This is a genomic window from Enterobacter asburiae, from assembly GCF_008080435.1.
GTDB lineage: Bacteria > Pseudomonadota > Gammaproteobacteria > Enterobacterales > Enterobacteriaceae > Enterobacter > Enterobacter asburiae_C.
Genome location: NZ_VRKN01000003.1, coordinates 213795 through 226023, shown reverse-complemented (window position 1 = coordinate 226023; position 12229 = coordinate 213795). Strand labels below are relative to the sequence as shown.

At 56.4% G+C, this 12229-nt stretch carries 11 protein-coding genes; 5 read left to right on the top strand and 6 right to left on the bottom strand.

Features of this window, described 5'->3' with window-relative positions:
- Window positions 1–139: 139 nt before the first annotated feature.
- The gene (locus FU672_RS06885) at window positions 140–574 is read left to right on the top strand and encodes a DoxX family protein (protein ID WP_148242676.1); all 435 of its coding nucleotides are present in this window, start codon (window positions 140–142) and stop codon (window positions 572–574) included.
- Between the two features lie 90 nt (window positions 575–664).
- Here the strand turns inward: FU672_RS06885 and hcr are convergent, their stop codons facing one another.
- From hcr to aqpZ, 4 genes are all read right to left on the bottom strand, one after another.
- Window positions 665–1633 carry an NADH oxidoreductase gene (gene hcr / locus FU672_RS06880; RefSeq protein WP_148242675.1) on the bottom strand — a complete coding sequence of 323 codons (969 nt, stop codon included), beginning with the start codon at window positions 1631–1633 and terminating at the stop codon, window positions 665–667.
- Window positions 1634–1643: 10 nt separating this feature from the next.
- The gene (gene hcp / locus FU672_RS06875) at window positions 1644–3296 is read right to left on the bottom strand and encodes a hydroxylamine reductase (protein WP_148242674.1); all 1653 of its coding nucleotides are present in this window, start codon (window positions 3294–3296) and stop codon (window positions 1644–1646) included.
- A gap of 144 nt (window positions 3297–3440) precedes the next feature.
- Window positions 3441–4340, bottom strand: a complete 900-nt coding sequence (locus FU672_RS06870; protein WP_148242673.1) for a LysO family transporter — start codon at window positions 4338–4340, stop codon at window positions 3441–3443.
- 182 nt (window positions 4341–4522) lie between these two features.
- Window positions 4523–5218: an aquaporin Z gene (gene aqpZ / locus FU672_RS06865; protein ID WP_014883193.1), complete on the bottom strand. Its 696-nt coding sequence runs from the start codon at window positions 5216–5218 to the stop codon at window positions 4523–4525.
- A gap of 290 nt (window positions 5219–5508) precedes the next feature.
- On the opposite strand from aqpZ, the gene FU672_RS06860 reads away from it, so the two are divergent.
- Window positions 5509–7167 (top strand): ATP-dependent endonuclease, encoded by a 1659-nt coding sequence (locus FU672_RS06860; protein WP_148242672.1) that lies wholly within the window; start codon window positions 5509–5511, stop codon window positions 7165–7167.
- Here FU672_RS06860 and FU672_RS06855 read toward each other — a convergent pair.
- Window positions 7164–8120, bottom strand: coding sequence for a VirK/YbjX family protein (locus tag FU672_RS06855; RefSeq protein ID WP_148242671.1), 957 nt, complete (start codon window positions 8118–8120; stop codon window positions 7164–7166). The two genes, FU672_RS06860 and FU672_RS06855, sit on opposite strands and share 4 nt — an antisense overlap.
- A gap of 159 nt (window positions 8121–8279) precedes the next feature.
- On the opposite strand from FU672_RS06855, the gene macA reads away from it, so the two are divergent.
- Together macA and macB are read left to right on the top strand one after the other, a co-directional pair.
- Window positions 8280–9395 (top strand): macrolide transporter subunit MacA, encoded by a 1116-nt coding sequence (gene macA, locus FU672_RS06850; protein WP_148242670.1) that lies wholly within the window; start codon window positions 8280–8282, stop codon window positions 9393–9395.
- Complete coding sequence (gene macB, locus FU672_RS06845) at window positions 9392–11332, top strand: macrolide ABC transporter ATP-binding protein/permease MacB (protein ID WP_148242669.1); 1941 nt, start codon at window positions 9392–9394, stop codon at window positions 11330–11332. Before macA ends, macB begins: the two co-directional genes overlap by 4 nt.
- A gap of 70 nt (window positions 11333–11402) precedes the next feature.
- Here macB and cspD read toward each other — a convergent pair whose 3' ends face one another.
- Window positions 11403–11624, bottom strand: coding sequence for a cold shock-like protein CspD (gene cspD, locus FU672_RS06840; RefSeq protein WP_006809408.1), 222 nt, complete (start codon window positions 11622–11624; stop codon window positions 11403–11405).
- A gap of 267 nt (window positions 11625–11891) precedes the next feature.
- Between cspD and clpS the strand changes: the two genes are divergently transcribed.
- Window positions 11892–12212 carry an ATP-dependent Clp protease adapter ClpS gene (gene clpS, locus FU672_RS06835; protein ID WP_006174393.1) on the top strand — a complete coding sequence of 107 codons (321 nt, stop codon included), beginning with the start codon at window positions 11892–11894 and terminating at the stop codon, window positions 12210–12212.
- Window positions 12213–12229 lie beyond the last annotated feature (17 nt).

Below are 12229 nucleotides of genomic sequence, written 5' to 3'. Positions count from 1 at the left end.
CCTTTTTGTGATATCGCTTACAAGCTTAGAAGAAAGTCTCCGTATTGCCCGTCATCTCCCCCCAATTAAAAGGTGCTTTTCATGCGCAATTATTCGGCATAATCTGGTGATACCTCAGTGAAAACAGGAATCATTTCAAATGGTTAAATCATTGTTAATTGCTGTTAATGAAAAGCTATCGTGCGACGATCTTGGCAAACTCTTGTTACGACTTGCCGTCGGCGGGCTGATGCTCTTTCACGGTTTGCACAAGCTTTTTGGCGGCGTGGGCTTTATCAGCGGCATGCTGGTGGAAAAAGGGTTGCCGGGATTTATCGCCTACGGCGTGTTGGTTGGCGAAGTGGTGGCACCGATCCTGATTATTGTTGGGCTCTTTACGCGCCCGGCCGCGCTGGTGCTGGCATTTACGATGATTGTGGCGTGGCTGATGGTGGGAATGGGTGAAACGTTCGCCCTCGATAAGGTAGGCGCATGGGCGATTGAAAGCCTGGTGTACTTCTTTATCGGCTCGCTGGCTGTCGCGTTTTTAGGAGCAGGGCGGTTTGCGGTAGGTAAAGCGCCCGCATGGCGGTAGGGTTGTTGTAGGTCGGGTAAACGTAGTGCCACCCGACAAAAAGCCCGGTGGCGCTGACGCTTACCGGGCCTACGATCGAACGTTTAACGCTTATGCGAGGACGAGATCTCCCTGTGGGTGACACGAACACGCCAGCACATAACCCTCGGCAATTTCCGCCTCAGTCAACGTCATGGAACTGGTGACCGTATACTCACCGGAGACCACCTTCGTCTTACAGCAACCGCACACGCCAGCGCGACAGGCTGCCACTACCGGCACCTTGTTGCTTTCCAGCGCTTCCAGCAGCGTGGTCCCCACGCGGCCAAAGAAGGTCTGCGCAGGCTGCAGTTTGGTGAACTTAACGCCGCTGGTTGCCGCTTCCGCCACCGGCGTGAAGAACTGCTCTTTGAAGAAGCGGGTCACGCCAAGCGCCTTCACTTCTTTCTCGACGATATCCATGTACGGCGCCGGGCCGCAGGTCATCACGGTGCGGTTCGCGATATCCGGCACGCTTTGCAGCAGCTCGCGGCTCAGGCGACCGGGCACAAAGCCGTGGGTCGCGTTATGCTCAGCCACCAGCGTCACCGGATAATCACGCCACTCCTCGGCAAAAATCACATCGTCCGGAGAGCGCACGCTGAAGATCGCCTGCACGTCGGCCTGCGGGCGGTTCTTCGCCAGCCAGCGGCGCATCGACATAATTGGCGTTACGCCACAGCCCGCCGCCAGCAGCAGGAATTTATCCTCTGCTTTGTCGTCACAGGTGAAGTCACCCTGCGCGTCAGACAGCCAGATATAATCCCCGCGCTTCACGTCCCGCGTCAGCCACTGAGAGCCCGCGCCGTCATCAATGCGGCGGATGGTCAGCGTAATGTACTCACTGACACCCGGCGTTGAGGAGATCGTGTAGGCGCGCAGCGTGTCCGCTGAATGGCGAACACTGACCAGCGCATACTGGCCCGCGCGGTACGGATAGGAGTCATGGCACAGCAGCGACAGCGTCCACACATCCGGCGTCTCCTGGTGGATGTGGTGAACCTGCATCCGCCACGGACATTGTGAGGTTGGCATGGTCATGAATGACTCCTTACGCGCTCAGCAGCTGCTTCATATCATCTTCAACGTTGGTCACGGAACGCAGACCGAACTTCTCGTTCAGTACGCCCAGCAGGTCCGGCGTCAGGAAGCCAGGCGCGGTCGGGCCGGTCACGATGTTGGTGACGCCGAGAGAGAGCAGGGTCAGCAGGATGACAATCGCTTTCTGCTCAAACCATGACAGCACCAGCGACAGCGGCAGGTCGTTCACGCCGCAGCCCAGTTTCTCCGCCAGAGTGACCGCCAGAATGATGGCCGAGTAAGCATCGTTACACTGGCCCGCATCGATCAGGCGCGGCAGACCTTCGATGTTGCCGAAGTCCAGCTTGTTGAAACGGTATTTGCCGCATGCCAGGGTCAGGATCAGACAGTCTTCCGGCACGCTGGTGGCGAAATCGGTGAAGTAGTTCCGCTCGCCGCGCGCGCCGTCGCAGCCGCCAACGAGGAAGATGTGGCGCAGTTTTTCACGGCTGACGAGATCAATCAGCGAATCAGCGGCGCCGAGCAGGGTTTCACGACCAAAGCCGACGGTGATGAGGTGCGGGATTTCGCTGTACGGGAAGCCCGCCATCTGCTGCGCCTGGGCGATAACCGGACCGAAATCGTCACCTTCAAGATGGCTCACGCCCGGCCAGCCGACGATGCTGCGGGTCCAGATGCGGTCGTCATACGCGCCCACGGTAGGGTCGATGATGCAGTTAGAGGTCATCACGATAGGGCCCGGGAAGCGAGCAAACTCAACCTGCTGGTTCTGCCAGCCGCTGCCGTAGTTACCGATTAGATGCTTAAATTTACGCAGCTCCGGGTAACCGTGCGCCGGCAGCATTTCCCCGTGGGTATAAACGTTAACGCCGGTGCCTTCGGTTTGCTTCAGCAGGTTGTAGAGATCTTTCAGGTCATGACCGGAGATCAGGATGCATTTGCCTTCGGTCGCCTTGACGTTGACCTGCGTTGGCGTCGGGTGGCCGTAGGTGCTGGTTTCACCGGCATCCAGAATGCTCATCACGCGGAAGTTCATCTGGCCGATTTCCATTGAGCACTCCAGCAGCGCATTCATATCGGCGGGCCAGGTACCCAGCCACGCCATGATTTTGTGGTACTGGGCGTAGATGTCGTTGTCGTACTGACCCAGAACGTGCGCGTGTTCCATATAGGCCGCCGCGCCTTTCAGGCCGTACAGGCATAGCAGGCGCAGGCCGAGAATGTTCTCGCCAATCGCCGCTTTGTCTTTATTCGGAGTGAATTCTGCTGCCTGACGCTGCAGATCGCCCAGATCGTCGCTGACCAGCTGAAGTTCTGACATCGGGTTTTCCACGCGGGCGCTGACGTCCGCCTTCAGGCTCTGTGCTTTCAGCGCTTCACGCAGGGCAATCGCTTCGCGGGCATAGCCGACAATGCGCGGAGAATCGAAGTTAACGTTGGTCAGCGTGGAGAAGAATGCGCGCGGAGCGAAGCTGTCGACGTAGTGGTCGACAATGCCGTATTCGCGGGCTTTGAACGCCCATGCGGAAAGGCCTTGCAGGGCAGCAATCAGCAGGTCCTGCAGGTCAGATGTTTCTGCGGTTTTGCCGCACATACCCTGTGCCCAGGAGCAGCCATTGCCTGCCGGAGTTCGGATGGTTTGTTCACATTGCACACAAAACATAATCACACCTGTTAAAGTTATATTTGATATACATGTTTAAGGTTATGCCTGTGCCAGAACGGTGAAAAGAGCTTTCTGCGACAAAATAGAGGGAGATTGATTTAGCGCAATTTTGGCGGCAGGAAACCTACCGCCAAAGAAGTATCAGGCAGAGAAGAAGGCCATCAGAACCGGAACCAGCAGACTTAAAATAAAGCCATGAACGATAGCCGCGGGCACCATCTCCAGCCCCCCGGAGCGTTGTAATACCGGCAGGGTAAAGTCCATCGACGTCGCGCCGCACAGACCCAGCGCGGTAGAACGACTGCGGCGAACCAGGCTCGGGATCAGCATGATGGCAATCAGCTCGCGCGCCAGATCGTTAAAGAAGGCGGCGCTGCCGATCACCGGGCCGAATGATTCGGTCAGCAGAATACCGGAGAGGGAGTACCAGCCAAAACCTGACGCCATCGCCAGGCCGGTTTTCAGCGGCAGATCGAGAATAAAGGCATTAATCACGCCCGCCACCATTGAACTGGCGACAACAATCACCGCAACCATCATCCCCCGACGGTTCAGGACAATTTGTTTCAGCGTCATGCCATTATTTCGCAGCTGGATGCCGATCAGGAACAGCAGGAAGATTAGAGTATATTCACTGGCCTCTGTCGCGTGCTGTAAAAATGCCCAACCGGTCAGCCCAAGAAGAAAACCGAGCACCACGACGCCGCATAATTTTAATGATTCCAGCGCCATTGCAATTCGTGAAGGGAGTTTTTCCTGATGATGGTGATTTTTCCATGGAATAGTACGTTCCAGCCACAGCAGCGCGGCAATATTGCACAGCAAAATAACCACCACGGTTACGACAGAATAATGCAGGATGGAGAGTAAATTCGCCGACAGGTTATCCAGGAAGGCCAGGCTTATCCCCATAAAGAAAAGAATGACGTAAACAATCCAGCTGAGAAAACGGTTGATAAGCCGTAATGCGGATTCCTGATGCAGCGGGATAAGGTAGCCCGCAATCAGGGGCAGCAGAATAATGAGGAGTCCTGAAAACATGAACAGCCGGTCCTTTTGAGTATCTGTTGAGCGCCAGAGACACTACCCAATAAAGGCTGTTCAGTAAAGCGGCAAAAGAAAGCCGGGTGGCGGTTGCGCCTTACCCGGCTTGTGTCTATGTGGGGTTGCGCGGCTTGTTGCCCTCACCCCGGCCCTCTCCCACGGGGAGAGGGAGGGAAAGATTAATCGCGTTTTTCCAGCAGGGTGCGGTACAGCACGCCGCCCAGGATACCGCCGATAATTGGCATCACCCAGAACAGCCACAGCTGTTCAAGCGCCCAACCGCCCTGGAAGATGGCGACGGCGGTACTGCGTGCCGGGTTAACGGAGGTGTTGGTGACCGGAATCGAAATCAGGTGGATAAGCGTCAGCGCCAGACCAATGGCAATCGGGGCAAAACCAGCTGGCGCGTGTTTGTCGGTTGCGCCGTGGATCACCAGCAGGAAGCCAGCGGTCAGCACAATTTCAATCACGATGGCAGACAGCATGGAGTAACCGCCCGGAGAATGTTCGCCGAAGCCGTTAGAGGCAAAGCCGCTGGCCGCCGCGTCGAACCCGGCTTTACCGCTGGCAATCACATACAGAACGCCTGCCGCAATAATACCGCCAACCACTTGTGCCACAATGTAGCCAATGACGTCTTTCGCCGGGAAACGGCCGCCCGCCCATAAACCTAACGTCACTGCCGGGTTAAAATGACCGCCGGAAATATGTCCCACGGCAAACGCCATGGTTAATACGGTTAAACCAAACGCCAGCGCGACGCCGACAAAACCAATGCCTAATTCCGGGAATGCTGCTGCCAGAACGGCGCTACCGCAGCCACCAAATACCAGCCAGAATGTACCAAAGCATTCTGCCGCTAATTTTCTAAACATAACCACCTCAAATAATTATCCGCACGCTTTCCCGCGCGCGGGATATATCGTCATAAAGGGATGACGACTCAAAGAGTCTCTATTCTAAAAAATAACAACACCCCTTCGCCACTTAAATAAATTCTGTTGGTTTGATTTTAGGCAATGCGATATCAATCCTTGTTCAAATCAGCGGTAAATAGAGCATAGACCAATTCTCGCAAGGGTGAATGTTGTGCTGTCGTGACAGAGCGCCTCCCGCTATACTGCTGATAACTTGAAGGAAAAAGTGATCATTTGTCGGGGGATTTATGCTTCTCGAACGTGTGGAAATTGTCGGGTTTCGCGGTATTAACCGCCTGTCGCTGCAGCTTGAGCAGAACAACGTCCTGATCGGCGAGAACGCTTGGGGTAAGTCCAGCCTGCTGGATGCGCTGACGTTACTGCTTTCGCCCGAAGACGAACTGTATCACTTCGTCCGCGACGATTTCTGGTTCCCGCCCGGCGACGTGACGGGGCGCGAGAAGCACCTGCATATCATCCTGACGTTCCGCGAATCCGAGCCCGGACGTCATCGCGTGCGTCGCTTCCGCCCGCTGTCACCCTGCTGGGTGCCGTGCGATGACGGTTTCCACCGGATTTTCTACCGGCTGGAAGGGGAGATGGCGGAGAACGAGGGGGTACTCACCCTGCGTGATTTTCTCGATGAGAAAGCCAACCCGATCCCGCTGGACAATATCGACGATCTGGCTCGCCACCTGATCCGCCTGACGCCGGTGTTACGCTTGCGCGATGCGCGATTTATGCGGCGTATTCGTAACGGTACCGTACCGAATATGCCGGAAGTGGAAGTCACCGCCCGCGAGCTGGATTTTCTGGCAAGAGAGCTGGTGTCGCGTCCGCAGAATCTTACCGATGGTCAAATCCGTCAGGGGTTGTCCGCAATGGTGCAACTCCTGGAGCACTATTTTTCCGAGCAGGGAACGTCGGAGTCGCGTCATCGTCTGATGCGCCGCCGCTCTCATGATGAGCAGCGAAGCTGGCGTTATCTCGACATCATTAACCGAATGATCGACCGGCCCGGCGGTCGTACCCATCGGGTGATTTTGCTGGGGCTGTTTTCAACGCTTCTGCAGGCGAAAGGTGCCGTTCGTCTTGACCGGGACGCCCGGCCGCTGCTGCTGGTGGAAGACCCGGAAACGCGCCTGCATCCCATTATGCTCTCTGTGGCATGGCATCTGCTGAATCTGCTGCCGCTCCAGCGTATTACGACCACCAATTCCGGGGAGTTATTATCGCTGACGCCGGTAGAACACGTCTGTCGTCTGGTGCGTGAATCCTCCCGCGTCTCTGCTTTCCGGCTTGGGCCGGGTGGTTTGAACGCGGAAGACGGGCGGCGCATCGCGTTTCATATTCGCTTTAACCGGGCGTCGTCGCTCTTTGCCCGCTGCTGGCTGCTGGTAGAGGGGGAAACGGAAACCTGGGTCATCAACGAACTGGCGCGCCAGTGCGGCCACCATTTTGATGCGGAAGGCATTAAGGTGATTGAATTCGCCCAGTCAGGATTAAAGCCACTGATAAAATTTGCCCGCCGGATGGGGATCGAGTGGCACGTACTGGTAGACGGTGATGAGGCGGGCAAAAAATATGCCTCGACCGTGCGGAGCCTGCTGAATAACGAGCGGGAAGAAGAGCGCGACCATTTAACCATGCTCCCCGCGATGGACATGGAACACTTTATGTATCGTCAGGGGTTCGACGACGTATTCCACCGAATTGCCATGGTGCCGGTCGATGTCCCGATGAACATGCGGCGCGTGATCGCCAAAGCCATTCATCGTTCGTCAAAACCGGATTTAGCCATTGAAGTGGCGACGGAAGCGGGGAGGCGGGGCGTGGAGGCGGTTCCGACCCTGCTGCGGAAGATGTTCTCCCGCGTACTGTGGCTGGCACGCGGGAAAGCGGATTAGCGTTGGGTCGCCTGTTTCACCTGCTGAATCAGGCCATCCAGCAGTTCGTAGCGGCGGCGATATTCGGAACGTTTTTTGCTGGCGATCTCTTCCATCGGTTTACGCGGCATGACGAGCGGCAGCATAAAGTTACCGTTCTCCTGCTTTTCACCGCCGATGGAGATCCAGAAACTGTCGTAATCGGCCAACAGTTTGCCCTCTTTTTTCTTGCGGTAGCGCCAGCTGCGATAAATATGGGTATCGTTACTGACGGCGACAATTTGCTCTACCGGGAACGCGGCGCCGAGCGTCATTGCGGCCTCGACCAGCAGACGTTTCGGGAACAGACCATGGCAGGCTTTCGTCGCCCCCTGGATCAGCTCATGGGGAACATGCGCTTTTGCGCCCTGCAAACCGCCAATGAACAGCGTCGATTTTCCTTCAAACTGGCATAGCGTAAAGGTCATCTCCGCCAGCGCCGTATTTTGACTGTCACAGAAAACGAGGGTAGCTTCTCCCTCTTTATCCATAAACGCATCGGCACACAGACGGACGGTAAATTGCTGTTCCTCTTTTCCGGTTAAGGTCAGCAGGGCCACGCCCTGCTTAGAAAGGTAACCATGAGTCAGCGTCGCCGGCAGCTGGCGACATATCATCTGATAGTGCCAGGACAGCGATTCCAGCGCACGTTGTCGATCCATATTGACCGTCAACCACGGACGATGAAGGCGGCAGGGCAGCCCCGGCTGAACCTGGAGCATTTGCATCAGGTGCGGATGCTTTGCAAGCTCAGACAGCAGACGCGCGGTGCTGAGTGGTGTCGCCAGTGAACGCAGCATGAACTTACGTCGGTAGGTGGTTTTTTCCCATGCCAGCCCAGGCGCGATCTCACCGAGAGCCAGGTTTTTGAAGAGCTGCCAGCCGGATTTTGGCTGCGGCAGGTTTGAAAGTGATGTATCGACGATAGAAGACATGGTAGATCCTGATCCTTTTGGAATATCGCTATTTCAGCAGGGGAAATGTCAACATCTCGTAAACAAATTGGGGCGATTTCGGAGAACAGGGGTTTCGTTGAAGGGTCGTTTAGTTAGAATCAGCATTTATCATTGCCAGAACATTTATTTGGAATATTTATGAACCTCAAGGGAAAACGCAGAACGCTGTTTCTGCTGCTGGCGGTCGTGGTTTTAGCCGGTGGGTACTGGCTATGGAAGGTGCTGAATGCGCCGGTGCCACAGTATCAGACACTGATTGTTCGCCCGGGCGAACTGCAGCAAAACGTCCTTGCGACGGGCAAGCTTGACGCGTTGCGCAAGGTTGACGTCGGCGCTCAGGTCAGCGGACAGCTGAAAACGCTGTCGGTTGAGATTGGCGACAAGGTGAAAAAAGGCCAGCTTCTCGGCGTTATCGATCCTGAACAGGCTGAGAACCAGATCCGCGAGGTGGAAGCCACGCTGATGGAACTGCGCGCGCAGCGTTCGCAGGCGCAGGCAGAGCGTAACCTTGCCCAGGTGACGCTGACCCGTCAGCAGGCGCTGGCCAAAACCCAGGCTATTTCGAAACAAGATTTAGATACTGCCACCACTGAACTGGCGGTGAAACAGGCGCAGATTGGCACGATTGACGCGCAAATCAAACGCAATCAGGCCTCGCTGGATACGGCGAAAACCAACCTCGACTACACCAAAATCGTTGCGCCGATGGCGGGCGAGGTTACCCAGATCACCACGCTGCAGGGTCAGACGGTGATTGCCGCGCAGCAGGCACCAAACATTCTGACGCTGGCAGACATGAGCACCATGCTGGTCAAAGCCCAGGTCTCAGAGGCGGATGTTATCCATCTTAAGCCAGGGCAGAACGCCTGGTTTACGGTGCTGGGCGACCCGCAGACGCGCTACGAAGGCGTGCTGAAAGACATTCTGCCGACGCCGGAAAAAGTGAACGACGCTATCTTCTACTATGCCCGCTTTGAGGTGCCAAACCCGCAGGGCGTGCTGCGTCTGGACATGACCGCACAGGTGCATATCCAGTTGACCGGCGTGAAGAACGTGCTGACCATTCCGCTCTCTGCGCTGGGTGAATCGGCTGGGGAGAGCCGTTATAAAGTGAAAGTGCTGCGCAACGGCGAAACGCGCGAGCGCGAGGTAGTGATTGGCGCGCGCAACGACACCGACGTGGTGGTGGTGAAAGGGCTGGAAGAGGGCGAGGAGGTTGTTGTCAGCGAAAGCCTGCCCGGAGCCGCCAAATGACGGCGCTGCTTGAGCTGAATAACATTCGTCGCAGTTATCCCTCCGGCGACGGCCCGGTGGAGGTGCTGAAGGGCATCTCCCTGCGCGTGGAAGCAGGCGAGATGGTGGCGATTGTCGGGGCATCGGGTTCCGGTAAATCGACGCTGATGAACATTCTCGGCTGCCTGGATAAACCGACCAGCGGTACCTATCGCGTGGCCGGGACGGATGTCTCCACGCTGGACGGCGACGCGCTGGCGAAGCTGCGCCGGGAACATTTCGGCTTTATCTTCCAGCGTTACCATCTGCTTTCTCACCTGAATGCGGCGCAGAACGTGGAAGTGCCTGCGGTGTATGCGGGCGTCGAGCGGAAAAAACGCCTTGAGCGTGCGAAGATGCTGCTGACGCGTCTGGGGCTGGCGGAGCGGGTGGAGTACCAGCCCTCGCAGCTGTCTGGCGGCCAGCAGCAGCGCGTGAGTATTGCCCGCGCCCTGATGAACGGTGGGCAGGTGATCCTTGCGGATGAACCGACCGGGGCGCTCGACAGCCATTCCGGCGAAGAGGTGATGGCGATCCTGCATCAGCTTCGCGATCAGGGGCACACGGTCATTATCGTTACCCACGATCCGCAGGTGGCGGCCCAGGCGGAACGCATTATCGAGATCCACGACGGCGAGCTGGTCAGCAATCCGCCGCCGCGTGAGTCCAGGGCAGCGGCGCCGAAGGAAGCGCTACCGGCATCAACCGGCTGGGGACAATTCTCCAGCGGCTTTCGTGAAGCGCTGACCATGGCCTGGCTGGCGATGGCGGCCAACAAAATGCGTACCCTGTTGACTATGCTCGGCATCATTATCGGTATCGCCTCGGTGGTGTCGATCGTGGTGGTGGGCGACGCGGCCAAGCAGCTGGTGCTGGCAGATATCCGCGCCATCGGCACCAATACCATTGACGTCTATCCCGGCAAAGACTTTGGCGACGACGAGCCGCAGTATCAGCAGGCGCTGAAATACGACGATCTGGCGGCGATTCAGAAGCAGCCGTGGGTGAACTCCGCCACGCCTGCGGTTTCGCAAAACCTGCGTCTGCGCGTGGGCAATGTGGACGTTGCCGCCAGCGCCAACGGCGTCAGCGGAGACTATTTCAACGTCTACGGCATGACCTTCAGCGAAGGCGCCACCTTCAACGCCGAGCAGCTGGCGGGCAGGGCGCAGGTGGTGGTGCTGGACGTTAACTCGCGCAGGCAGCTTTTCCCCAATAAAGCGAACGTGGTCGGCGAAGTGATCCTGGTCGGCAACATGCCTGCCACGGTCATCGGCGTGGCGGAAGAGAAACAGTCGATGTTTGGCAGCAGCAAGATCCTGCGTGTCTGGCTGCCCTATACCACCATCTCCGGGCGGATCATGGGGCAGTCCTGGCTCAACTCCATCACCGTGCGCGTGAAGGAGGGCTACGACAGCGCGCTGGCCGAACAGCAGCTTGAGCGGCTGTTAACCCTGCGCCACGGGAAGAAAGATTTCTTCACCTGGAATATGGACGGCCTCTTGAAAACGGCGGAAAAGACCACACGTACTCTTCAGCTGTTCCTCACGCTGGTGGCGGTGATCTCGCTGGTCGTCGGCGGTATCGGGGTGATGAATATCATGCTGGTGTCGGTCACCGAACGTACCCGGGAGATTGGCATCCGTATGGCGGTCGGGGCCCGGGCCAGCGACGTGCTGCAGCAGTTTTTGATTGAGGCGGTACTGGTGTGTCTGGTCGGCGGGGCGATGGGCATTGCGCTCTCGATGATGATCGCGTTTGCGCTCCAGCTCTTTTTACCTGGCTGGGAGATTGGCTTCTCGCCGGTTGCCATTATTACCGCATTTTTGTGTTCGACCTTTACCGGCATTTTGTTTGGCTGGTTGCCCGCCCGCAACGCGGCGCGGCTGGATCCGGTGGACGCGCTGGCTCGGGAATAACCCGAAAATAAAAATGCCAGCCGATCGGGCTGGCATTTTGACTGCGGGATGTACACAATAAAACAGAGAGCTATGCAACCGTCTCTGCTTCAACGGGTACGATTAGGCTTGCATGATTGCCTTTTGGTCCCTGATGTACATCGAACCGGACGGACTGCCCGGCTTTGAGCGTTCTGTAACCATCCATCTGAATGGTGGAATAGTGAGCGAAGATATCCTCGCCGCCGCCTTCGGGGCAGATGAAGCCAAACCCTTTGGCGTTGTTGAACCACTTAACAGTACCCATTTCCATGCTTCGACATCCTTCGTAAATCTTATAAGTTAAGATGGAATGAACCGGTGGTGGAGTGGGGGCTGTTCAAAACCTCGCCATCTCACGCTTGTACAATTTAGAGAAACGAAAGAAGTCGTCAAGCGTTTGGCGCTGGAGATGGGACAATAATCAACCAAAGTTTGAAGCAGTTAACGCTATTGCAACAGTTTGTGACAGACATCGCGGATGACAGTAATAGATGATTGTTATCTAACATCTGAGGTAGATTCAAAGTGGTTATGCATAATGGGTAAGACCAACGATTGGCTGGATTTTGACCAGCTGGCGGAAGACAAAGTGCGCGACGCGCTAAAACCGCCATCTATGTATAAAGTTATGTTAATGAACGATGATTACACGCCGATGGAATTTGTTATTGACGTGCTACAAAAGTTCTTTTCTTATGATGTAGAACGTGCAACGCAACTGATGCTTACCGTTCATTATCGTGGCAAAGCTATCTGCGGCATCTTCACAGCCGAAGTGGCGGAAACCAAAGTGGCGATGGTGAACGACTATGCCAGGGAGAACGAGCATCCGTTGCTGTGTACGCTGGAAAAGGCCTGATAAGGCATAAAATTGGG

Bases quoted from the DNA above. Each gene is read 5' to 3' on its own strand.
- FU672_RS06885 (WP_148242676.1), top strand. From the start codon at position 140: ATGGTTAAATCATTGTTAATTGCTGTTAATGAAAAGCTATCGTGCGAC.
- hcr (WP_148242675.1), bottom strand. From the start codon at position 1,633: ATGACCATGCCAACCTCACAATGTCCGTGGCGGATGCAGGTTCACCAC.
- hcp (WP_148242674.1), bottom strand. From the start codon at position 3,296: ATGTTTTGTGTGCAATGTGAACAAACCATCCGAACTCCGGCAGGCAAT.
- FU672_RS06870 (WP_148242673.1), bottom strand. From the start codon at position 4,340: ATGTTTTCAGGACTCCTCATTATTCTGCTGCCCCTGATTGCGGGCTAC.
- aqpZ (WP_014883193.1), bottom strand. From the start codon at position 5,218: ATGTTTAGAAAATTAGCGGCAGAATGCTTTGGTACATTCTGGCTGGTA.
- FU672_RS06860 (WP_148242672.1), top strand. From the start codon at position 5,509: ATGCTTCTCGAACGTGTGGAAATTGTCGGGTTTCGCGGTATTAACCGC.
- FU672_RS06855 (WP_148242671.1), bottom strand. From the start codon at position 8,120: ATGTCTTCTATCGTCGATACATCACTTTCAAACCTGCCGCAGCCAAAA.
- macA (WP_148242670.1), top strand. From the start codon at position 8,280: ATGAACCTCAAGGGAAAACGCAGAACGCTGTTTCTGCTGCTGGCGGTC.
- macB (WP_148242669.1), top strand. From the start codon at position 9,392: ATGACGGCGCTGCTTGAGCTGAATAACATTCGTCGCAGTTATCCCTCC.
- cspD (WP_006809408.1), bottom strand. From the start codon at position 11,624: ATGGAAATGGGTACTGTTAAGTGGTTCAACAACGCCAAAGGGTTTGGC.
- clpS (WP_006174393.1), top strand. From the start codon at position 11,892: ATGGGTAAGACCAACGATTGGCTGGATTTTGACCAGCTGGCGGAAGAC.